Origin of the sequence: Rhizobium sp. Root483D2, from assembly GCF_001426685.1 — a bacterium.
GTDB classification, from domain to species: domain Bacteria; phylum Pseudomonadota; class Alphaproteobacteria; order Rhizobiales; family Rhizobiaceae; genus Pararhizobium; species Pararhizobium qamdonense.
The window spans coordinates 77,542-100,404 of record NZ_LMFB01000019.1 but is presented as its reverse complement, the minus strand read 5'-3'; the positions used below and the strand labels follow the sequence as shown (position 1 = coordinate 100,404).

The 22,863-nt window shown below is 60.6% G+C and carries 20 protein-coding genes; 11 read left to right on the top strand and 9 right to left on the bottom strand.

Annotated elements, in window-relative coordinates; all coding sequences use genetic code 11:
* Nucleotides 1-2: 2 nt before the first annotated feature.
* The 10 genes from ASD32_RS16700 to ASD32_RS16660 all read left to right on the top strand — a co-directional run bounded on the left by ASD32_RS16700 (nt 3) and on the right by ASD32_RS16660 (nt 9,951).
* Complete coding sequence (locus ASD32_RS16700; RefSeq protein WP_060639174.1) at nt 3-953, top strand: DUF58 domain-containing protein; 951 nt, start codon at nt 3-5, stop codon at nt 951-953.
* On the top strand, nt 953-1,465 hold the full coding sequence (locus ASD32_RS16695) for a DUF4381 domain-containing protein (protein WP_060639173.1): 513 nt from the start codon (nt 953-955) through the stop codon (nt 1,463-1,465). Before ASD32_RS16700 ends, ASD32_RS16695 begins: the two co-directional genes overlap by 1 nt.
* Nucleotides 1,452-2,441 (top strand): VWA domain-containing protein, encoded by a 990-nt coding sequence (locus tag ASD32_RS16690; protein ID WP_060639172.1) that lies wholly within the window; start codon nt 1,452-1,454, stop codon nt 2,439-2,441. Before ASD32_RS16695 ends, ASD32_RS16690 begins: the two co-directional genes overlap by 14 nt.
* A complete protein-coding gene (locus ASD32_RS16685) occupies nt 2,438-3,994 on the top strand; it encodes a VWA domain-containing protein (protein ID WP_060639171.1) in 1,557 nt (518 codons plus the stop codon). Before ASD32_RS16690 ends, ASD32_RS16685 begins: the two co-directional genes overlap by 4 nt.
* Before the next feature lie 80 nt (nt 3,995-4,074).
* Entirely contained in the window at nt 4,075-5,316 is a 1,242-nt protein-coding gene (locus tag ASD32_RS16680) for a BatD family protein (protein WP_060639170.1), read from the top strand.
* 144 nt (nt 5,317-5,460) lie between these two features.
* Complete coding sequence (locus ASD32_RS16675; RefSeq protein ID WP_060639169.1) at nt 5,461-6,420, top strand: formylglycine-generating enzyme family protein; 960 nt, start codon at nt 5,461-5,463, stop codon at nt 6,418-6,420.
* Between the two features lie 11 nt (nt 6,421-6,431).
* Nucleotides 6,432-7,406, top strand: coding sequence for an HAD family hydrolase (locus ASD32_RS16670; RefSeq protein ID WP_060639168.1), 975 nt, complete (start codon nt 6,432-6,434; stop codon nt 7,404-7,406).
* A gap of 61 nt (nt 7,407-7,467) precedes the next feature.
* Nucleotides 7,468-8,337: a DUF1254 domain-containing protein gene (locus ASD32_RS31020; RefSeq protein WP_348270744.1), complete on the top strand. Its 870-nt coding sequence runs from the start codon at nt 7,468-7,470 to the stop codon at nt 8,335-8,337.
* A 110-nt stretch (nt 8,338-8,447) separates the two neighbouring features.
* On the top strand, nt 8,448-8,870 hold the full coding sequence (locus tag ASD32_RS31015) for a DUF1214 domain-containing protein (protein WP_348270743.1): 423 nt from the start codon (nt 8,448-8,450) through the stop codon (nt 8,868-8,870).
* The gene (locus tag ASD32_RS16660; RefSeq protein WP_348270742.1) at nt 8,857-9,951 is read left to right on the top strand and encodes a DUF1254 domain-containing protein; all 1,095 of its coding nucleotides are present in this window, start codon (nt 8,857-8,859) and stop codon (nt 9,949-9,951) included. The genes ASD32_RS31015 and ASD32_RS16660 overlap by 14 nt, the downstream gene beginning before the upstream one ends.
* 45 nt (nt 9,952-9,996) lie before the next feature.
* Here ASD32_RS16660 and ASD32_RS16655 read toward each other — a convergent pair whose 3' ends face one another.
* From ASD32_RS16655 to ASD32_RS16640, 4 genes are all read right to left on the bottom strand, one after another.
* Nucleotides 9,997-11,007, bottom strand: a complete 1,011-nt coding sequence (locus tag ASD32_RS16655) for a transporter (protein WP_244490185.1) — start codon at nt 11,005-11,007, stop codon at nt 9,997-9,999.
* Nucleotides 11,008-13,542: an SH3 domain-containing protein gene (locus tag ASD32_RS16650; protein ID WP_060639167.1), complete on the bottom strand. Its 2,535-nt coding sequence runs from the start codon at nt 13,540-13,542 to the stop codon at nt 11,008-11,010.
* A gap of 104 nt (nt 13,543-13,646) precedes the next feature.
* Nucleotides 13,647-15,443: a hypothetical protein gene (locus ASD32_RS16645; RefSeq protein ID WP_060639166.1), complete on the bottom strand. Its 1,797-nt coding sequence runs from the start codon at nt 15,441-15,443 to the stop codon at nt 13,647-13,649.
* A 265-nt stretch (nt 15,444-15,708) separates the two neighbouring features.
* On the bottom strand, nt 15,709-16,002 hold the full coding sequence (locus ASD32_RS16640; protein ID WP_060639165.1) for a hypothetical protein: 294 nt from the start codon (nt 16,000-16,002) through the stop codon (nt 15,709-15,711).
* 203 nt (nt 16,003-16,205) lie between these two features.
* Here ASD32_RS16640 and ASD32_RS16635 point away from each other — a divergent pair, with 203 nt between their 5' ends.
* Nucleotides 16,206-17,000, top strand: a complete 795-nt coding sequence (locus ASD32_RS16635; protein WP_060639164.1) for a hypothetical protein — start codon at nt 16,206-16,208, stop codon at nt 16,998-17,000.
* 520 nt (nt 17,001-17,520) lie between these two features.
* Here ASD32_RS16635 and ASD32_RS16630 read toward each other — a convergent pair.
* From ASD32_RS16630 to ASD32_RS16610, 5 genes are all read right to left on the bottom strand, one after another.
* Nucleotides 17,521-18,327: a PhnD/SsuA/transferrin family substrate-binding protein gene (locus ASD32_RS16630; protein WP_060639163.1), complete on the bottom strand. Its 807-nt coding sequence runs from the start codon at nt 18,325-18,327 to the stop codon at nt 17,521-17,523.
* A 787-nt stretch (nt 18,328-19,114) separates the two neighbouring features.
* On the bottom strand, nt 19,115-19,792 hold the full coding sequence (locus ASD32_RS16625; RefSeq protein ID WP_060639162.1) for an RraA family protein: 678 nt from the start codon (nt 19,790-19,792) through the stop codon (nt 19,115-19,117).
* Nucleotides 19,793-19,799: 7 nt separating this feature from the next.
* Nucleotides 19,800-20,816: a hydroxyacid dehydrogenase gene (locus ASD32_RS16620; protein WP_244490184.1), complete on the bottom strand. Its 1,017-nt coding sequence runs from the start codon at nt 20,814-20,816 to the stop codon at nt 19,800-19,802.
* Complete coding sequence (locus ASD32_RS16615; RefSeq protein WP_060639161.1) at nt 20,813-21,661, bottom strand: CoA ester lyase; 849 nt, start codon at nt 21,659-21,661, stop codon at nt 20,813-20,815. The genes ASD32_RS16620 and ASD32_RS16615 overlap by 4 nt, the downstream gene beginning before the upstream one ends.
* Nucleotides 21,658-22,863: a CoA transferase gene (locus ASD32_RS16610; RefSeq protein ID WP_060639160.1), complete on the bottom strand. Its 1,206-nt coding sequence runs from the start codon at nt 22,861-22,863 to the stop codon at nt 21,658-21,660. The genes ASD32_RS16615 and ASD32_RS16610 overlap by 4 nt, the downstream gene beginning before the upstream one ends.

Below are 22,863 nucleotides of genomic sequence, written 5' to 3'. Positions count from 1 at the left end.
AGATGGCGGCGGCATCCACCCCCGAAGGTGTCCATATTTCCACTGACGCGCTTGTGGCGCTCGAAAAGCGGGCGCGCGACCTAAGCTTCGTGCAGAAATCCCGCAGCCATCAGCAGCTCGCCGGACGAATGCAGTCCTCCATGCGCGGCCGGGGACTGACCTTTGAGGAATTGCGCGACTACCTGCCCGGCGATGATATCCGCTCCATCGACTGGCGCGTGACGGCGCGCACCAACAAGCCGGTGGTGCGCGTCTATAGCGAAGAGAAGGAACGGCCGGCTCTCATCGTCGTTGATCAGCGGATCAACATGTTCTTCGGCAGCAAGCGTCAGATGAAATCAGTGACGGCGGCGCAGGCGGCGATGCTGTGCGCCTGGCGCATCCTCGGTTCCGGCGATCGCGTCGGCGGTTTCGTGTTCAACAACAGCGACATCGACGAGCTGCGGCCGCATCGCAGCCGCGAGGCGGTGATCAAGCTTGCGGGCAAGATCGCAGCGCAGAACGGAGAGCTGAATGCAGGATTTTCGGGGCAGGCCTCTCCCTCCGCGCTGGACGTCAGCCTTCAACGCGTGGCCGGCATCGCGCATCATGATCACCTGATCATCGTCATCAGCGACTTTGATGGCCATAGCGCCACGACGCGCGATATCCTGCTGAAGCTGTCGGGCCGCAACGATGTCATCTGCATTCTCGTCTACGATCCCTTCCTCCTTGATCTCCCGGCGTCCGGCGGCATCGTCGTCAGCGGTGGTGGCCTGCAGGCGGAACTGCCGCTACGCCGTGCCGATGTCCGCCAGGGGATCGGCGCCTTCGCGCGAGACAGGGGCCGCGCGCTGCGGGATTGGCAGCGCGCGCTGGGCCTGCCCATGCTGCCGGTGTCAGCGGCGGAAGATACCGCACCACAACTCAGGCGGCTTCTCGAGCAGGCCGCCTGGCGGCAGCGGAGGCGCTGATGGAACCGGACAAGGCGGCACCGCTCGATCCCCTCACAAAAGTTGCGCTTGAATCGCTAAAGGACATTGCGGTGCCGCAACCGGTCTCGTGGATGCCGCAGACCTGGGGCTGGGCATTGGCGGCCATTCTTCTGGCTTTGGCGGTCACGATCGTGCTCATCCGCTGGGTCCGGCATTATCGCGCCAACGCTTACCGCCGCGAAGCGCTTTTGCTTCTGGATGGCCTGGAGAAGGACCTGAACGGCACGGCGACGCGCGATCAAGCCTTGCGCGCGCTTGCCGCGATCCTCAAACGCGTTGCCATCGCCGGCTGGAGCCGGGCCGAGGTTGCGGGCTTGTCGGGCTCTGCCTGGGTCGCGTTTCTCAATGAGCATGGAGAGGGCGGCCACGCCCTCAACGCGCTGCTGGACGACGGCGAATACCAGAAGGACAGCAACGCCGGCACCTTGGCCTCAAGCGACATCCTTGCGGCGGCCCGGACATGGATCAGGCGCCACCATGTATCAGCTTGATCTGCCATGGCTGCTTCTCGTCATGCCCCTGCCTTTGCTTGTCTGGCTGCTGTTTCCCGCGCACCGCGAAACATCCGCATCCGTCAGGCTGCCGTTTTTCTCGCAGGTCGCAAAAGCCGCCGGCATCAACCCGACGCAGGGCTCCGTCATTACGCATCGCAGCTGGGTTCAGCTTGCCTGCGAAACGCTGGCCTGGTGCCTGATCGTGCTTGCACTTGCCCGCCCGCAATTCGTCGAACCACCGATCGAAAAGATCGAACCGCAAAGAGACCTGCTGCTGGCGCTCGATCTGTCACAGTCGATGGACACCAGGGATTTCCCCTCTGCGGATGGCAGTTTGGAAGCGCGTGTCGATGCCGTGCGCAAGGTGGTGGCGGATTTCGTCGCCAGGCGTGGCGGAGACCGTATCGGGCTGATCGCTTTCGGCGACGCACCCTATCCGCTGGTGCCATTCACCATGGACCATAAGACCGTCCAGGCGGTGATCGCCGGTACGCTGCCTGGAATGGCAGGCCCGCGTACAGCACTTGGAGATGCCATCGGTCTTGCCATCAAGATGTTTGAGACGACCACCGTGCCGGAAAAAGTGCTGATCGTCCTCACCGACGGCAATGATACCGCCAGCAGAATGCCACCCGCCAAGGCGGCGCAGATCGCCAAACAGAAGAATGTCGTCATCCATACGGTCGGCATCGGTGATCCGGAAGCCACCGGCGAGGACAAGCTCGATACAGCCACCCTCCAGACGATCGCCGCTGACACGGGTGGGCGTTATTTTTTCGGGGGAGACCAGACACAGCTTTCCGCGATCTATGACACGCTCGACACGATCACGCCGCAGGACCAGAAGAACCTGTCTTGGCGGCCGCGCATTGAACTGTTCCATTGGCCGCTCACTGCTGCGATTTCAGTGCTTGCGCTATTCTACCTGATCAGCGGACTGACCGGCCTGTTTGGACGGAGGGCGTCCGCATGATCGAGGCCTTTCATTTCCTCAGACCCTGGTGGCTGCTGGCGCTCGCTTTGCCAGCCATTATCATCTGGATGGCCGGACGCTCAAGCGATGTGCGCAGCCAGTGGAAAGGCTTGATCGAACCGCATCTTCTCGACAGCCTGATGGTCGAGGGGGCTCAACGTTCCCGCATCCGCCCCTCATGGCTGCTGGCCGCAGCGCTCGCCCTGGCAAGCCTGGCCGCAGCCGGCCCGGCCTGGCAGCGCGAGACACCCCCCTTCGTGGAAGATACCGCGCCGCTTGTCATAGCCGTCGATCTTTCGCCGACAATGGATGCGATCGACGTCACGCCTTCCCGGCTGGAGCGGGCCAAGCTGAAGATCAAGGACATCGTTGCGGGCCGTATCGGCGCACGCTCCGCCGTCGTTGCCTATGCCGGATCAGCCCATCTGGTGCTGCCGCTCACCGAAGACGGCTCCCTGATCGAGACCTATACCGACGCGCTGGCGACACGCATCATGCCCGTCGATGGCAAGAACACCGCGAGGGCGCTTGAACGAGCCGAAGCAGCCTTGACGGGCGAGGACGCGGCCGGAACCATCCTGTTCCTGACCGATGGCGTGGAACAGCAAGCCTTCGATGCCTTCAAACGCAAATCGAAACACGCCATCGCCGTCCTCGGGATCGGCACGCAGACGGGCGGCCCGGTGAAGACGCCGGACGGCGGCTTTTTGACCGATGCGACGGGCAGCCGCATGTTTTCCAGGCTCGATGTCGAAGGTTTGAAGAACCTGCACGCGCTGACGGGGGTCGATGTCGCGACCATGACGGACGACGATACCGATATTCGATGGGTGTCGCAAAAAATCCGGACGAACTTTGCGCAGATGCGGGCAGCCGAAGGTGATCGCTGGCGCGACCTCGGCTGGTGGCTTGTCATTCCCTTGGCGATCCTCTTTGCCTTTTCGTTTCGCAAAGGGTGGGTCGTGCGTGTGGGCACCGCTCTGCTCATCGCCCGTTTCCTTATGCCCGGCGAGGTCCAAGCCACGGACTTAACCGGCATGTGGCTGACGCCGGACCAAAAAGGACGGCTCGCCTACGAGAAGGGCGACTTCGAGGCCGCATCGTCGCATTTTGCCGATCCGATGTGGAAGGGTACAGCACTCTACCGGGCAGGCAAGTTTGCCGAAGCGCTCGATTCCTTCGCCGCCGTGGATAGCGCAGACAGCTGGTACGATCAGGGAAACGCCTTGCTCCACATCGGCAAGTTTGAAGAGGCGGCCGCCGCTTATAAAAAGGCGCTCGAGAAACGCAGGGATTGGCCGGACGCTGCCTTCAATCTCGCTGTCGCGCAAAAACTGATCCACCAAAAGAAGGACGATGAAGAGGAACAGCAGGACGAACCGAACCTGCCGCCAGACAGTGTCCAGTTCGACGGCAAGGGCAAGCAGGGCAAGGCGGGCAAGATGAATATTGCCGAGCAGACGTCGGAACTGTGGATGAAGAACATCATCGTCAGCCCGGCCGACCTGATGGCGCGCAAGTTCGCCATCGAAGCGCAACAGGTCAAGCCATGATCAGGGCCTGGATCACGATCACCATCTTTCTTACTCTGGGATCAACCGCATCCGCAGTAGAACCATTCGCGCGAGCAAAAATGGAGAGCACGGGCCGGATCGTTCCCGGCCAGCAGGTGCTGATCGATGTCGATATCTTGGTGCCGGACTTTTTCACGTCGCCGCCCCAGTTTCCGCTGTTCGATGTGCCGGATGCCATCGTCACCTTGCCCGATGACCGCGCCCAGAACATGGTCGAGACCATCGACGGCGTTCAATATGCGGGCATACGGCGAACTTATGCCGTGATCCCGGAGACATCGGGCACCTTCACCCTGCCGCCTGTGGTGATCACGCTCGGCTACTCGCAGGACGGCAAGCCGGTCGCAGGGGAAACAGCGTTGCCTGCAGTGCGTTTCACCGTGGAGGCAGCGCCTGGCGGCACTGCGGCATCCCCTATATTTGCGGCGCGCGGCCTGACGATCGGGCAATCCTTCGACCGCGACCCCTCCAGTTTGAAAGCCGGAGACGCCATTGTCCGGACAATCACGATATTTGCCGAAAACACGCAGGCAATGATGATCCCCGCCATACCATCAGCAGCCGCACCGGGTTTGAAGCCGTACCCGGCATCCCCGAAACTCGCCGATGGCGCTCAGGCCGAAGACCGCACCACGGGCAGCACACGGATTGAGACGATCACCTATGTCGCAGAGGCCGAAGGCACATTCGAAATCCCCGCGGTGTCCTATCCCTGGTTTGACGTGGAGACGCAGTCAAGCCAATTGGCCGATCTTCCAGCCACGGTGGTCAAGGTCAGCAAATCTGCACCGGCAACGACTGGTCTTGCTCCACAGGTCGAGCAGACGGAAGCAACAGATCGGGGATGGCGATCAAAGCCAGCTTTGCTCATCGCCGCAGCCATTCTTGCCCTTGCCGTTGCAGCATGGCTATCCGTTAAAGCATATCCCTGGGTGCGGCGGAAATGGGTGGCGCTTAGGCAAGCGAGACAAAATTCCCTGCACCAAAAACGGAAACACCTTCTCGCCTCGGTGCGCCGCGACGATCCCATGACGATCTATAAATGCCTCGACGACTGGGCGAAAAGTGCAGGATATGGCACGATCACACATTGGGCTGCCACAACAGGCAACCAGGACGCCGCACGGGAAACCGAGACGCTTCAGCGCACGCTTTTCGGCTCTGGTCCCGATTACCCCAGCTTGAACCGCGCGGCTTTGGCGAACGCCATCCGCAAAGCCCCTAAAGCCGTTCCCTCATCACACGTTCACCGCCATGCCGGCGGCCTTCCGCAATTGAACGTCTCAAGCACCGATATCTGATCCACCGCCGGACGCGGCGGCATTTACGCCACGTTTACGCCCTGTACGCGTCCTTGTTACCGTAACGTACTTCCGCCGCCCTTCTCTCTCGGCAATGCTTTAGAGCCTCGTACGAGGCTCTGGCATCAGGATGCGGAGACGGCGATGACACTGGCTTTTCCGACGGCAAAGCAGGCCGCAGACGAAGATCTGGCCTGGATACCCGGCCGCACCTTTATAATGGGCTCCGACAGCCACTATCCGGAGGAGGCACCCGCGCATCCGGTCAAGGTGGACGGCTTCTGGATCCAGGCGACGCCGGTGACCAACAGAAGCTTCACTGAATTCGTCAAGGCGACCGGCTATGTCACGCTTGCCGAGAAAGCGCCCGACCCGAAGGACTATCCCGGTGCGCTTTCAACGATGCTGAAAGCAGGCTCTCTCGTCTTCACGCCGCCGAAAACCCTCAATGGCCCTGATATCAGCCAGTGGTGGAATTTCAAATTCGGCGCCAATTGGCGCAGGCCCTATGGCGGCTTGAGCGACCTGCGCGGCAAGCTCGACCATCCCGTCGTCCACATCGCCCATTGCGACGCCCGTGCGTATGCCGAATGGGCGGGGCTCGATCTTCCCACCGAGGCCGAATGGGAGCTGGCCGCGCGCGGGGGCGGCGATGACACCGAGTTTGCCTGGGGTGACGAACTGACGCCCGGTGGCATTGCCATGGCCAACACATGGGCGGGGACTTTCCCGACCCACAGCACGAAACCTGCAGGCAAGGATCGCACCTCGCCGGTCCGCACGTTCCCGCCCAACGGCTATGGCGTGTACGACATGATCGGCAATGTCTGGGAATGGACATCCGACTACTGGTCGACGCGGCACCCGGAGCCTGCGGCAAAGTCCTGCTGCATTCCGCAAAACCCGCGCGGCGCTGCCATCGAGGCAAGCTACGATCCGCGCCAGCTGGATATCCGCATTCCGCGCCGCGTTCTCAAGGGCGGGTCGCATCTCTGCGCCCCAAATTACTGCCGCCGCTATCGCCCCGCAGCCCGCCACGCTGAGCCGGAGGATACCTCCACCAGCCATGTGGGCTTCCGCTGCATCAAGAGACCCAGCCCCTGATTGGACCGATCATGAACCTCATCCTTCGCGCCCTGCTCATCGTGCTGCTCGCCCCACTGTCCGTTCTGGCCGACGGCCTGCCATCCTGGAATGCGGGGAAATCCCGCGAGGCCATAGTCGATTTCGTGACGAAAGTGACGACCGAGGGTGGGGATGGCTTCGTCAAGCCCGAAGACCGCATCGCCGTCTTCGATAATGACGGCACGCTCTGGTCGGAGCAGCCCTTCTATTTCCAGCTCGGCTTCATGCTGGACCGGGTGAAGGCGCTCGCACCACAGCATCCGGAATGGGGGGAGAAGGAACCTTTTAAATCCATTCTGGCCGGCGACCTGAAGGGCCTCGCCGAGAGCGGCGAGAAAGGCATCGTCGAACTCGGCATGACGACCCATGCCGGAATGACGAGCGACGCGTTCACCAAGATCGTCACGGATTGGTACGCCACGGCCAGGCATCCGAAATTCCACAAGCCGTATAACGAGGTCACGTTCCTGCCGATGCGCGAACTGCTCGACTATCTGCGCGCCAACGGCTTCAAGACCTATATCGTTTCCGGCGGCGGCGTCGAGTTCATGCGCCCGATCACGCAAGCCGCCTACGGTATTCCGCCCGAACAGGTGATCGGCAGCACCATCGCGACCGAATACGCGCTCGCCGGTGACGTGCCTGTTCTCAACAGGCTGCCGAAGATCGACTTCATCGATGATGGCCCAGGCAAACCCGCAGGCATCAACAAATTCATCGGCCGCCGCCCCATCTTCGTCGCCGGAAATTCGGATGGCGACTACGAAATGCTCCGCTGGGTCACAGGCGGTCCGCAAAAGGGCTTCGGCATGATCATTCATCACACGGATGGCGACCGGGAATTTGCCTACGACCGCCGGTCTGCCTTCGGTAAGCTCGACAAGGCCATGGATGAAGCTGAGGCGCGCAACTGGCTGCTGGTCGATATGAAGGCGGATTGGAAGAAAATCTATGCGTTCGAATGACCGTTCAGCATCCGCAAAGTTGGGCTAGGAGACCGCCACAACTTTCAAACGGGAGATGACAGTGAAAAAGTCTGTTTTGATGATGGCGGCTCTGGCGCTCATGCCTTCGGCAGGCTGGGCTTTCACACCGCAGGAACTTAGCGAGCGGACCATCGAACGCCGCGCGGTCGAGGCCGTCATCTGGGGTATCCCGGCCGTCAACTACGATCTGATGCTGCAAGAGGCTCTGACCAAGACCAAAGCGAAGGTCAATGAAATCGTCTACTGGTCAAAACCGCTCGACTGGCACAATCAGACCCTGACGCCCAATCCGGATGCGATCTATGTGATGGCGTTTACGGACACGAGGAAGGGTCCTGTCGTCATTGAAGTCCCGCCGGCGGATGATAGCGGTTCGATCAACGGCAACATCGTCAATGTCTGGCAAATGGCGCTTGAGGATGCAGGGCCATCCGGCGCAGACCAGGGCAAAGGCGGCAAATATCTCGTCCTGCCGCCGGATTATTCCGGAACGATACCAGACGGTTATATCCCGCTGCAGTCGGATACCTTCGGCGGTTATGCCCTCCTGCGGTCAAATCTGGCCAGCCATAGCGATGCGGATGTCGCCAAATCGGTTCGATATGCCAAGCGCTTGAAGATTTACCCGCTGTCTGAGGCTGAGAAACCGCCGGAGACAGTGTTCACGGATGCGGAAGGCGTCATCTTCGATTCGACCATCCGGTACGATGCCAGCTTCTACGCGTCTCTTGACCGGATCATCCAGTCCGAGCCTTGGCTCACGCGCGACCGCGTGATGATCGGCCAACTCAAATCGCTTGGCATCGAAAAGGGAAAGCCCTTTTCTCCGGCACCGGCCGTGACCAGGTTGCTTGTGCGGGTGCCAAGGAAGGCCACGCATGGCTGGAGGAAAAATACGACACCGGCCTGATCCCTTTCTATGAGAACAGCAAGTGGAACTATGCTGCCAACCCGGAGCTGGTCAAAAGCGCGCAGGCGGCCTATGGCGGGCCGGATGCCTATCCGGTCGATCTGAGGGGCATGGCATATAGCTATGCTTTCGTCGGCCTGAAGCGGTTGGGCACAGGCCAATTCTACTTGATTTCCATCAAGGACAAGGACGGCCACGACTTTGACGGTTCAAAGACCTACCGGCTGACGGTCCCCGCCAACGTCCCTGTCCAGCAATACTGGTCGCTCACTGCCTATGACCGCCAAACCCATGCCCTCATCCGCAATGTGGATCGGGCAAGCCGTTCGTCCCAGGTTGCCGAATTGCAAGAGAACCCGGACGGAACCGTCGATATTTTCGTCGGGCCGAAGGCTCCCCATGGCAAGGACAGCAACTGGATACCGACGGACCCTCAGCGAACATTTGAGGTCATGTTCCGGCTTTATGCTCCGACAAAAGCCCTGTTCGACAAGACATGGGTGCTTCCGGACATCGTCCATGTCCACGAATGATCAGGCCCGGCACTTGGAAACCGATAGCTCCCAGGAGACCATGATGATGAAGTGCGCCACGAAGATTTTGACACCGGGCGTCGCCGCGCTCATGACGCTCTCCAGCCTGCCGTCAATGGCGGCGGATGCCGTACCCGTGACTGTCGAGAATTTTATCCGGGCGGAGTCCGACCAGTATTTCAGCGCGATCGCCCTGCAGGATGACGGCTTTGGAAAATTCTTTCATAACCGCGAACTCTCCCCGGTCGACAGCCAAAAGGTCATCCGTCAAAACCGCGATACGCTTTATTCCGCTGCGGTCTTTGACCTGGATGCCGGACCGGTCACCATCACTCTGCCGGATGCCGGCAAGCGGTTCATGTCGCTGCAGCTGATCACGGAAGATCATTACACGCTTCCGGCTCTTTATGCGCCGGTCAATCACACGATCAGGAAAGAGGCGATCGGCACGCGCTATGTCGTGACGGCCGTCCGGACGCTGGTTGATCCCACCAATCCCGAGGATCTGAAAGCGGCGCACATGTTGCAGGATGCGATGAAGGCTGAGCAGCCCGGTGGTCCCGGTACGTTCGACACTCCCAAATGGGACAAGCAAGCTCAAAAGACAATCCGCGAGGCACTTCTCGTGCTTGCGGCGACGATCAAGGACACGTCCAAGGCATTTGGAACGAAGGACCAGGTCGATCCCGTTCAAAGGCTGATCGGTTCGGCATCCGCCTGGGGTGCCAATCCCCCGAAGGACGCGACCTACCTCAATTTCGCGCCAACCAAAAACGACGGTAAAACGGTTTATACCTTGAACGTGAAGGATGTGCCGGTGGACGGCTTCTGGTCCGTGAGCGTCTACAACAGGGACGGCTTTTACGAGAAGAATGCGCTGGGCGCATACACGATCAACAACATCACGGCAAAAAGCAATGCGGACGGCGGCAACACGATCCAGTTCGGCGCCTGCGGCAGCAAAACCGTCAACTGCCTGCCGACGGTTTCCGGCTGGAACTACATGGTGCGGCTTTATAGGCCGCGCCCAGAGATACTCGACGGTACGTGGAAATTCCCCGAGGCTGTTGCTGTTCCCTGATCGCGGCGTGAAAAGCTTCCACACCCCTGCATCCGTTTCGCTGGCTTACCGGGAACTTGCGGGCTGGGTAATCGCCAGGGGCATCGAGATGGTCAAGATCACCGAATCGCCCTCGGCGCGGTTGTCGGCGGCAAATTCGTGGAAATATTTGATGCGGGTGGAGACGGGCAATTCGCCGATTTTCAGGTTCCAGCCGATGGTCGCGCCGATGGCTGCCACCTCGCCCTTAAACGGCCGCGCGGCACCCTCGCCACTGTCGCCGGTGACCTGCTTGTAGTAGTACCCGACAAGGCCTGCATCGAACTGCTCGTTGAAATGCTGGACTGCAGCCCATTCGAAATGGAACTCGTTGCCGGTCCGGTAATCGGTGGCCGGATTTTCGGCGTTGAAGGTCATGCCGATGACGCCGGAGAGATCGAGCCCGATGTTCGGGTCAAGCCAGGTCGCGGCTGCAAATACGTCTGCGCCCCAATGATGGAACGCGATATTGGAGATTTCGCCGTCCTGATAATCGCCGATCGGGACGTTCACCAGCGTGCCGATCTGATAGTGGAAATTGCCGGCCTCCCAGCCGACAAAGCCGCTGACAATTGGGTCTCCGACGGTAAAGACGGCGTCCGTGGTCGATCCCGATATCACGCCGCCAAGCGGCCGGTTGAGTGTGAGGTCGGCGGATGTCTCCTTCCAGCCGACCGGGAGCGAGGCTGACAATCCCAAACGCCCGCCCATCACGTCTTCCGGCAGAACCCAGATGAAAGTCGGAATTTCGATGGCTGCCTTACCATCGACCCCGACAGCGATTTTGCCGCCTGTCGGAAGCTGGGTGCCGCCGCCCAGTTCGCCTGAGTAGAGATAGAGATCATTCTGGAAAAACACGCCGGGTGGCGGCATGATCGCGGCTGCAGGTCCTTTCGAGCCAAGCAGATAGAACCCTGCCCCGCCCTCCGCTGCCTGCACAGGCAATGCCAGGCACGAAACCGCACCGGCGAGCGCCAACCCTGCGATCGTTCTGTTGCCTGTTCCCATCGTCATTACCCCCATTGCTTGTTTCGCCATCTACCGGCGCCGGAAGCGCGCGCCGCCACCGCCATGGAAGCCTCCCGCCCGGATGCCGCTGAATTCATGCGCCCGGAAATTGCCGCCACCACCCCGGAACTGGCCGATATCCTGACGCCCGAAATCATGCCGCAATTCCCGCTGGTTGCCGATCTGGCGGCCCGCCCTGTCGATGGCAAGATGGTCTGGCGCCCTTTCGCGAGCCTGACGTGCGCGCTGCCCCGGCTGGGCATCCGGCTGCCGGCCGGGCCTGATCTGTGCATCGTTGCGGATTTTGCCGGCTGCATCCGGATGCCTGTCTTGAAAATTCTGACCGTGATCTTTCAGCGTTTCCGCATTCGGGCGGTTGACCGGCTTCCAGCCGTCATCCGTATGCTTTTGCCATTGGCCATCATCCTTGCGGTAGACGTTTCCATCCCGGCCCGCATAGACATCACCGCCCTTGCCTGCCGCGACGAAGCCGTGGTTTCCGTCCGAGGTGCGCCAGTTCATGCCTGCGGCATTGCCGGTCGCTCCGCCTGAGATGCGCGCAAAATCGGAGCCATGCTTCACGCCGGCCGTCCCCCACGAACCATATATATTCTGGCCTCCGCGTGCAAAACCGGCATTGCCGGTGCGCGGATTGTAGGCCGCCACGAAACCGCGTGCACCATTTGGCCCGGCCACCGCCCCGCCCCGGATATAGGTCCCCGTCCGCGGATTGTATGCCGATCCCCCGGCGATGCCCCGGTAGGGTCCATAGGCATATCCGTAGCGCCCGAAGGTGCCATAGACGGGATTGTAGAAGGCGCCGACGCCATAGGTCAGCGGACGCGGATAATAGGGCCAGTAACCACCCCCGGCCCAGCCGAAATCCCAATAGGGCGGATAGGCCCAACCGGTTCCGTAAACGAACGTATCCCAGGCGAGATAGGCACCGAGATAGCCCATCGTGTAACCGAACCAGACCGCGTCAGGCGCCGTGTTATAGACCCGCACATAGGTGGCGTTGTAGACGGGCGAGGACGGCGGGATCTTGTAGATCTCCTCGGCAACCGCCTTTGCGACCGTCCATGGCCCGGACGGCGAGGTTCCGGTGAACCAGACGCCGTCCTTTAAAACGAAATAGGTCTCGCCGACCTTGATGACCTGCTCGTTGGAATTCACAGCATAGGCAAGTGCCGTGCCGTCGATCGGTTCGAACTTCGGATCGCCGCTATAGCTCACATCGACCTTTACCGAACCATCGGTCGCCACGCGCGCCATCTGCGGAATACTGGCCTTCAGACGCGCCTCGGCACTTTCGGAAGTGCCCGGAACGGAAGCCCGCACCTGATAATAGGGCGCGTCGTCGGGAATGCTCTGGAAATCGGCAGGAAGGCTCGGTGTTGCAAATGTCCAGGGTCCATCCAGGCTGGCTGCGGAAAACCAGCGTCCGGACAAAAGCACATACCAGGTCTCGCTGGCCTTATGGAAGAACACGTCACTCGTCGTGTTCGATGCCCATTCAAGGCCGGTGCCGGGAACGGCCTCGAGTGCCGGCTGGCCGTCAAACAGAACCATCTCCGCCGGCAAAGCAGAATAAATGACACGCGGCACTTTTCCGCCTTGGAACGGCGCAGCCGGTATTGCAGCCTTGGCATCCTTCCAGCTTTCGTCATCCGGCAATTGAGACAGGATCGCCGGAAGCTGGACTGCCGCCTCCCAGGTGCCATCGAGTGTCTTTGATGTCAGCCAGCTCTTTTCGTCGCGCAGGACATAAGCGCCATCGGGATCGGCTGTCTTGAAGATGTCCCAGTTCGTGTTGACGACAAACTGCAGCCCTTCGACGCCTTTCACCGGCGACAGAACCGCCTTGCCATCGGTCTGGACGAGAATGGCGGTATCGGTGCTGACAGCAATATGCGGCGGATCGGATTTAATGCCGTTGACATCGGCAAGACGCTGATAATCGGCAAGGCTCGCCGTCAGCCGCTCCTGCGACAGGGTGATGGGACCGGCCGGCATGATCTTGCCGACCTCGATGGCAAGGTCCGTCAGTTCCTTGCGATCGAGCGTCGAGAAATCGACCTGTGTCGCGGTGACATCGGTGAGCACCACCTCGTCCGTGGCATCGTCAGCCACGGTTCTGCCGCTGACGCCGATCACGCCATAGATCGGCTTTGCCTGCGCCGTTGCCTTGAATTCCGTGGCGATCAACGCATTCAGCGTCGTGAAGTCAGGCCAGCCGGTAATCTGCGGCTGGAAAAGCGTGAGCGTTGCGCCATTGCCGGTGGTGAAGCTGCGCGGCCAGTTCGGTTTTTGCGGGTCGGCCTGTTCGACATATTTGCCACTGACAAAGCCTTTGCGCCCATCAAACGTCACCGCACACCAGGCGCCGCTTGCATCGCATTCGGACACATCGACCTTTGCACCCTCGGTGATCTTGCCGAGACTTGCATAACCGGTGCCCGGCCCTGATCTGAAATTGACGGATGTGGTGATCACACCCGGACCTGCCGCCGCCGATGTCGCAACCATGGATGCCGTCACGAGATATGAAGCCAGCCGTTTCATCGCATTGCTCCCGCCGCTTAGTCATGGCTGCGAGAGTGGCAGAGCGAGCCACCGTAACAAGTACGTTACGGTAACAGCGGCGCATTTACATGTAACAACCCGCCTTAGAAGGCGCTTGCGATATTTCGCGGCACGATGCGCGCGCCGGCCTTTTCGAGCCCTTGCGCAAAAGACGCCGCAAGTATTGGATCGTAGCGGCGCGCGGCCATGATTTCCAAATAGCGGTTCTCGAAGTCGGGAATGATCGACCGGAGATCGGCAAGGCTGTCGGCGGCCTGCGGCGATCCCATCTCGCCGAGCGACGCAGCTCTGAGCATTCCCGTCGTAAAGCCGCCATCGTTGATCTTTTCGGACAGCGCCGATGCGGACGTCCAGTCGCCACGGCGATAGGCATCCATGGCAAGGACCAGCGATGCGTCGCGCGGAACGACATCGATCCCATGCGTGGCATCCTGCGCCAGCGCCACCGCCGCCTCCCAGCCACCGGACGTGAACAGCACCATCGCCAGCTTGGCGGCCGCCTCCGGATTGTTCGGATTGAGCTCCAATGCGCGGCGCCCCGCATTGACGGCCGCCTCGGTGCGGCCGCCGTAAAACTGTACCATCATCAAAGCAATCTGAGCCCGGTCGGAAAGCGGCGTCAGCGTCACGGCTTGCCGTGCCAATTCCACGGACCGTTCTGTCACCGCCTTGTCCGGCCGCCCGCCGGCTTGCGCTGTCGTTACCCGCGACAGCGCCGCGATGGCGTCCGTGTTTGCCGGGTCAACGGCGATCGTGCGGATCAGGCAGGAGGAGGACGCTGCCAGATCATGGATCCGCCCGGCATCGAGTTCGCGCTCGGCCCGCAGCACACAGGCGTTTCCAAGCGCGTCCTGAGGACTCTCATTGGCTTCGATCGTGTTGATGATGCCCCGGCTCGTCGCAAACCGCCGCGACAGGGTTTTCACCAGATCGTACCGCGCCACGAGAGGGCTGTTGTCATCCCGCTGCAGGCTTTCGGATCCTGACGCAAGCAGCTTGCCGCCACGGGCGCTGATGACCTGCCACCGGACCTGCGGCGTCTTTTCGCCGGCATAATAATATTTCAGATCGATCGTATAGGCGTTTTGCGGGAAGGAACGCATCGCAGTGTGAAAGACATGATCAGGCGCTGAACCGCTCGCCACGATCAATGTTTGAAACTGCGTGAGCGCCGTCAAAAGCATGTCGCGCGTCTGGCTCGCTTCACCTGCCATGCGCTCGTCATCGGCGGTTACCGTGACCAGCACCGTCGGCTTCAGCGTGATCGTGGCAGGGAGAAAAAGCTGCCATAGAGCGGCCACGGCAACGATCAGGCCGATGCCCACGGCAACGCTCCAACCATGCCGCCCGCCCTGCCGGGGAGCGCCGCTTGGAGCCGGGTGTGCCAAAGCCAGGTGTTCCGGGACGGACGGCTGTTCCACGGTATCGCCCGCCGGTGGAGATGTGTGGACTGAAACGTCGCCGCCTAAGCAGGGTGCTTCAATGTTTTCACGGTCATCCGCTCCAGCTGGCTGTTCCGCCATGGCGGTAAAAACCGTGACATAATGACCTTTGGGAAGCGCGATGGAAACGTCCGTTTCATCCCCGAATGCCTCATAATATTGCGAAAGCGCCAGACGCAGTCTGCTCATCTCGATGCGCACGATCGGGTCTGTCGCCGGATCGAAATCCGAGGTCCGGCCGAGGACGTCGATGGCGACGGAATAGGCTTTCACGCTGTCATCATTGCCCTCGAAACGGCGCTGCGCCAGATAACGCAGGATGCTTCGCGTCCTGTCGGTGCCGCGAAAGCGTGGGTCGTCGCACAAACGGGCGAGTTCGGCCTTTGCCTTGACATGTGAGATTTCGCGCGATGATGCCGGCTGGTCTGCGGTGTTCATAGACGCCTCCGTCAACTCTACCCTGAGCAGAACAGACGAATTTATCGCGCCAATGGCAATAAGTTGCAACCCAGAATGCTAATAAAATGAAACTTCACGATAAAGATGACCTATTCCGGCACGCTGATACCAAAATTTCGGATGAAAGTTGCAGGAGAGCCGGTCTGCAGGTGTTCTGAAATACGCCGTGTGACGGCTCGAATGGTGTGACGGTGAAGCGCCATTCTTCGCAGGAAGCCGCCGATGTAAGATATCGAAACGGGCCTCACTGATCGTGGGACGCTTTAAATTCCAGGCAACAGGCGATGACCTCGGTTTCGATCTCTAAACAAATCGTCTCGTATTCCCTGATCCTCGGGCAATTCACGTCGCCGGGCTCTGCACGCAAACGCTGAAGCGTGACACAGGCGTCTTCATAGGCCTGGCAGAGTTCAACCAGCGAAGGCCGTTTGACAATCAGAAGCTGCAGGCCGCCGCGTATGGCAGGCAGCTTGAGCATCAGCCGCCACAAGCCGCGCTGTCCGGCCCCTTGCGGGGATATATCGCTGAAATGCCCCATCGGCTTGCTGCCGCCCCTGACAGGTTGTCATGCCGAAAGTGTACTCCGGCTGCCGGCGCAGGTAAGTACGTTACGGTAACAGGCCGGATTGTTACGTGCTGCCCGCATGCATCCGCCTTGTTACAGACGCTGTTACCGTAACGTACTCCCGCTCGCTTGCGCTGCGTGCTTAGCTCCCATCCGGTGACAGAGGGAGACGTGCGATGAAGCTGGATCGGATCGTGTGGGCGGCGTTTGCAGGTCTCTGCATGGTCGCGGCCGCAGCCGCCCACGAGCACGAGGACATTAACGCGGCAAACAACCCATTGACACCGAAGATCACCATCAACTTCCACAATTTCTACATTCCGGAATTCATCGACGTGCCGCAGGACAAGCACGCCAACCAGTTCCTGCTGCGCGGCCTGATACCATCCGATGTCTTCGGCCTGCCGCAGCTGATCCGCTTCACCCTGCCCATCGCCACATCGCCGCAGGCATCCGGCGGTTATGTGACGGGCATTGGCGATCTCACCCTCATCGACCTGTTCATGCTTCCCAAGATCGGCGATGTCACGCTCGCGGCCGGTCCCGTCCTCGTCCTGCCCACAGCAACGGCGGATGAACTCGGCAGCGGCAAATGGCAGGCCGGGGCTGCGGGCGTCATCGTTGCACCGCAAAGCTGGGGCCTGCTCGGCGGGCTTGTGACCTACCAGGCATCCTTTGCCGGCAGCGATCTGCGTGACGGCGTAAACCTCCTGACGGTCCAGCCCATCGTCAACATCAACCTCGACCAGGGCTTTTATCTTCGATCTACAGCCACCTGGAACTTCAACATGGAAGCGGGCACCAGCTACATCCCGGTCGGCTTCGGCATCGGCAAAGTCTTCCAGCTCGAAAATGGCATCACCATGAACGCCTTCATCGAACCGCAATACACAATCTGGCACGACGGCCCCGGCGCACCCCGCTGGCAGATTTTTGCTGGTTTAAACTTTCAGTTTCCGATTGGGAAGTGATCAGCGTCGGTGATAAGGCGGGCTGGGCCGAACTGGCTTCCAGCATTGGCCGCAAAAGGACGACATCACGAACTGCACCACATGGCTTTGCCGAAGCGGTGCCTAAAACGGAAAACTGGTTGCGTTATCAGCTCCAAACGGCAAATAGTAATCTATATATTTGATAGGTTGTTGGATTTAATCCCTCCATCGCATTGACGGGCACCTTCACCTTGGGTCGAGCGCTCACGGTCGGAGGAACATTTCATGACATTCACTGCCCGCCCGGCTTTACAAGGCAGCACCACTTTACGGCCGTCAGCGTTCATCATCCTGCCGTTGCAGGGGCTGGTCGATCGAGGTCACCGAGCGTATCGACGGGGAACGTTCCAATCTCGTCCCGGCGAGCCGGTAAACCCGGTTGATCCCGAATTTGCCTCCGGCCAACCCAGTGCTTGACCCCACTCCCCTACGGAAGCGCAGCCTGCCGTCCCGCAAACTGCCAAGCCCAAGTCAACCGCCGCCTTCAAGCAGCCATGCCTTAAGCGATAACAGGATAGCCATGGTGCACGGCATATCGCTCAAATTCTGCCAGCACTTCGTAATCGGCATCGCCGAGAACACGGATGCCGCGAAGCGAAAGGGTATCGCAGACCTGAGAGAGCGCGGGGTCGGCGATGGTCTCCGCCAACGCGCGGCGCAGGATCATGAGATCGTTCGCCGGCGTGGCGGCAGAAGTGATGAAGGGCAGGCCCGGTCCTTTCGCTGTTTCCGCGAGAATGCGGACACCGGCGAGGCGATCGGGATCAAAGCGCAGCGTATTGCCGAAGGTCACGCAGTCGATCGCCGCGACATCCGCCTCTCCGCTCGAAACCGCATCGATACTTCTCCCGTGGCCGCCGGTCTCCGTAACCGAGGAAAAGAAACGGCCCTCCACAGCATGGGGCGCGATGAAGGCCCGGAACAGGTTGTAGCCGGAATTGCTGCCGGGTTCGTTGATGGCCGCCCGCGCGCCTCTCAATTCTTCGATCGATTGCACCGGCGCGTTGGCATTGACGATGATGAAGCTGCATTTCAACGGCCCGTCGCAACCGGGCAGCCCATAGATGGGCGACGCCAGCAGCTGCACCTTGCCGCGCAGATGCTGGACATAAGGATATCCGCAGGTCTGGCCAAACAGCAGGTCGGGCCGGAGCCAGGCCTCGTCGTAACGGATATCGCCGTTCAACGCCTCCGGCGCATCGAGCCCGAAAGCACGGATACGTCCGGCCAACGCCACCCAGAACAGCCGCGTCGCCTCAGCGACCGGAAAAGGACTGGCATACATGGCGAGACTGGCAAGCGGCATCGGCAAAGCTCCGGAACAACAATCCGAAAACCTATGCCGTGCACAGGTTTAAACCGCAACGAGATTTCGTCGAAAGGATGCCTGCCATGAGCCAGCCATCTCAGGAAAGCCGAAACGCCAAAAAGCCCGCCGGATTTACCGAGCGGGCTTTTTGTTGTGTTTGGTTGCGGGGGCCTGATGAAACAGAGGCTTGTAAAATAGATCACCGCGATAAACTTAAGCCTGCAATCACTACATAAATGCGTAATTCAATACTTACTATGATAAGTCAAAGCTGAATGGAGCTGCAACGATTCTCGCCAATTGGAAACGCGAAATTGCCGTCCGGCTTGCTCTGCGGGTCAGCCCCCGATCCGAACGGCTGGCCGGGTTGCAGGGGTAGCGCGGAGGCGGGTGATCCATTCCCCTTCGGCTTTAGCTTTATCACTGGCAATTGTTCTTTCGCCGTCCGATACGCGCTCGTATCTGCATTGCGCAGGCGAGGGATCAGAAACCCTACGATGCTTCCGGAAATAAGGCTGCAGGGTGACGTCGCTGTCACTCGCGTCTATCTTCAAGCTAACCAAATCAGCCAAGGTTGGAAGAACGTCCACGACCTGGACTGAAAATTGTGTGAGCATCGCAAATCGCAGCGTTCGATGGCGTTTGACCGCCATCGAATTGTTCACCTGTCCAAGGATTCAAGCGCGGTGGAAACCGGTCCCGTTCTTCTTCAAACGCGCCCGGAGCTAAAAGCCGTAATTTTCTCCAGGCTACATTTGCCAATTAATCTCGCTCTTTCCATGCGCTACGCGATAAACTCGCACCCTGCCTCTTTCAGCGCCTGATCGACCCATTCCCGGGCGAGCGTGCCGGCTTGCGTCTCGGCCATCTGCTTCGTTTCAGCGTCATGTTTCTTGATAGTGCTTTTAAGGATGTCCGGCGCATCGGCCTTCGGGACGCACACGACGCCATCGAAATCGCCCAGGATGAGGTCGCCTGGTTCGATGACAGTGCCGTTGATCGCGATCGGCAGGCCGATTTCTCCCGGTCCCGTCCGATAAGGACCACGATGGGTCACGCCGACCGCAAAGATGGGAACGTTACGTTCCAGAAACGCCTCGGCGTCACGGATCGCGCCGTTGAGTACGAAGCCGGCCACACCGCGGCGGATGGCGTGGGCCAGCATCAGCTCGCCCATCAGGGAATTGGCCATGTCCGCAGCCGCATCGACAACGATCACGTCGCCTGGCTGCGCCATGTCGATCGCCTTGTGCAGCATCAGGTTGTCGCCCGGACGGGTCCGCACCGTCAACGCCGGACCGGCGAGATTGCCCGACCGATGCATCGGCCGCATTCCTGTGCCGAGCGCGCAGATGCGCGACATGGAATCGCTGACATTGGCCACGGGGAGGCTGCGAAAGGATTCGACAAGCGCCGGCTCGATGCGATCCCAGTTCAGTTTGACGCGAAATCCGTAAGTCATGGATACCTCAGGCAGAGAGTTCGGTTGGATGGGCGATCGAGTGTTCGTCCGGCGCATTGCCGTCAAGAACACTAATGATGTGCCGCGCGGCGATCACGGCCATCGATTCGGCCGAGCCATAGGTCACGCCGCCGATATGCGGGGTCGCGATCAGCGTGTTCAAGGCCCAGAGCGGGCTATCGACGGCGGGCGGCTCGGTGGCGAAACTGTCCAAAGCTGCCCCCGCAACCGTTCCGGCGGCCAGCGCCCCGGCAAGTGCCGCCTCGTTGATGATCCCGCCCCGGGCCGTGTTGACGAGCACCGCGCTTTTCTTCATTAGGGCAAGACGGCGCGCGTCGATGAGGTCGCGTGTTGCCGCCGTCAGCGGGCAATGAATACTGAGAATATCGAGCGAGGGCAGCATGGCGTCGATGTCCGTTGCGGACGCGAAGCCGTCGGCTTCGGCCGCCCCCGGCGCGAAGGGATCGTGAACGACTACCTCCATGCCCAGCGCCTCTGCCATGCGGGCTGTCTCGCGGCCGATCCCGCCATACCCGATCAGGCCAATCGTCGCGCCGAGGAAATCCTTGCCGGTGAAGGTCGGTTTCGGCCATTCGCCGGCCTTGACCGCCTTGTCGAGCGGCAGCACTTCTTTGATGAGGCTCAGAGCCAGCGCGATCGTGTGTTCCGCCACAGCGCGGGAGTTCGAACCCATCGCCCTCAACACCGGAATGCCAAGTTTCGCCGCCGCCGCGATATCGACATTGTCGATACCGACGCCATGCTTGGCGATCACCTTCAGATTGGCCGACGCAGCAATAACCTCCTGCGTGATGCGGCCTTGGCGCACCATCATTCCGTCGATCCCGAGGTCGGCGGCGCGTTTGGCGACCACGCCGGACGGATCGTAGGGCGGCGAGAAGAACACGTCGATATTGTGCTCATTCAGCAGCTGGATCGCTTTTTCAGCGATCTTGTTATGGGTGACGAGGATTCGCCGGCCACGCTGGCCGTGCTGCGCCCCCTGGATCATGTCATGGGTCATGAGATAGCCCATCCTTTCTCAACTCTGGCAAGAAGATTTGCTGCTCGCATCACGATTGGCGCATCGACGAATTTGCCGTCGAGCATGAAAGCGCCGCGCCCGGCTTCGGCCTCTGTCTCATTGGCTGCGACCACCTTTCGGGCCCAGGCGATCTCTTCCGGCGTGGGCGCAAAACATTCGTTGAGGATCGGCACGACGGAGGGATGGATACAGGTCGCACCATCGAAGCCGAAATCACGCGCTTCAATCGCCGCTGCACGGAGCGCATCCTTGTCGGCAAAATCGACCGTCGTCCGCAGCATGCCGAAGGACAGGATACCGGCCTCCTTGGCTGCGTAATGGATCATCAGCTTGGGATAGCGCAGAACCTCCGGCGTCGGCTTGGCGTTCATCGCGGTCGCGAGGTCTTCTCCGCCGGATGTCAGTCCTGTCACACGCGGCCCATGGGCGATGGTCCGCACCTCAAACAGGCCTTTCATGTCCTCGATCAAGGGCACGAAGGCGATCGGGCTACGGCCTTGCTCATGTGAGACAAGGCTTTCAGCAAGCCGGACGAGACTGTCCGCGCTGTTGACCTTGGGGATGTAAAGCGCGTCGGCACCGGCAAGCGTCGCCGCAACGGAATCGTCGATGATCCGGTCCGACTGATTGACCCGAACGAAAACCTGACAGCCGCTGCGCTTGATCTCGGGCACCCACTTTGCCAGGCCTTCACGCGCTCCGGTCTTGGCGCCTTCCGGCACCGCGTCCTCCAGATCGATGATCACGACATCGGCGCTGCGCGTACCGGCCTTTTCCAGAAACCGGGGTGCGTTGCCGGGAACATAGAGAAGCGAGGCGATCATTCGTCACCTTCCAGATCACCCGGCGTCAGCCCGATTTCCTTGAGAATGGCGTCCGTCTGCTCGCCGACGTCAGGTGCCGGATGACGAAAGACGCCGGGCGTCGCGGAGAAGCGCGGGAAGATATTATGCTGGGGAATGCTGCCAAGATCGGCATCCTCGACTTCCACGACGATCCCGCGTTCGGCGAAGTGCTTGTCGGTGCTGATGTCGGCAATGTCATAGACCGGACCGACGGTCGCACCGGCCGCACGCATCGCCGCCAGGGCATCGTCGCGGCTGCGGGTCACGAACCACGCTCCGAGTGCCTCGTCCACCAGTTCCCTGTGTCTGACACGCTCCATATTGCTGGAGAAACGCGGATCGTCTTTCATCTCGGGGCGTCCGACAATGTCGAAAATCCGCATCGCAATCACCTGCGTGGACCCGGACAACGCCACGTATTTGCCATCGCTGCACAGGTAGACGTTTCGCGGCGATACTGTGTTGGAACCGGATCCGGATCTTTGCTTGACCTTGCCTGTGACACGATAGATGGAGGCTTCCGGCCCGAGCGAAGCAAAGATCGGCTCCAGCAACGAAAGGTCGATGACCTGCCCGTTCGCGTCCCCACGTTCACGGGCAAAAAGCGCCATCATCACCGCATTGGCCCCGGTCAGGCCGGAGATCATGTCCGCCAGCGCCAACGGAGGAAGAACCGGCTCGCGATCCGGGAAACCGGTCCGTGAGGCAAAGCCGCTCATCGCTTCGACCAGCGTGCCAAATCCCGGAAACTTGGCATAGGGTCCCGTCTGGCCGAAGCCGGAGATCCGAACGATGATCAGCGACGGATTGAGTTCCAGCAGGCTTTTCGGCGAAAGGCCCATTTCCTCCAGCGTGCCCGGTCGAAAATTCTCGATGAAGACATCGGCCTTCCCGATCAGCTTCTTGAGGGCGTCCAGCGCTTTTGGCTGGCGCAGGTTGAGCGCAATCGAGCGTTTGTTGCGGCCGTACGTCTTCCAGTGCAGCGAGTGCCCTTCGTCGCGCCACTCACGAAGAGCGTCGCCCTGCGGCGGCTCTACCTTGATGACGTCGGCACCGAAATCGCCGAGCTGCAGCGACAGCATGTTGCCGGCAACGACACGGCTGAGATCGACGACGCGGATGCCGTGCAGCGGCCCTTTGCGTGTGGCATCGAAACGGACTGTTTTGTCAGGCTCTGCCAT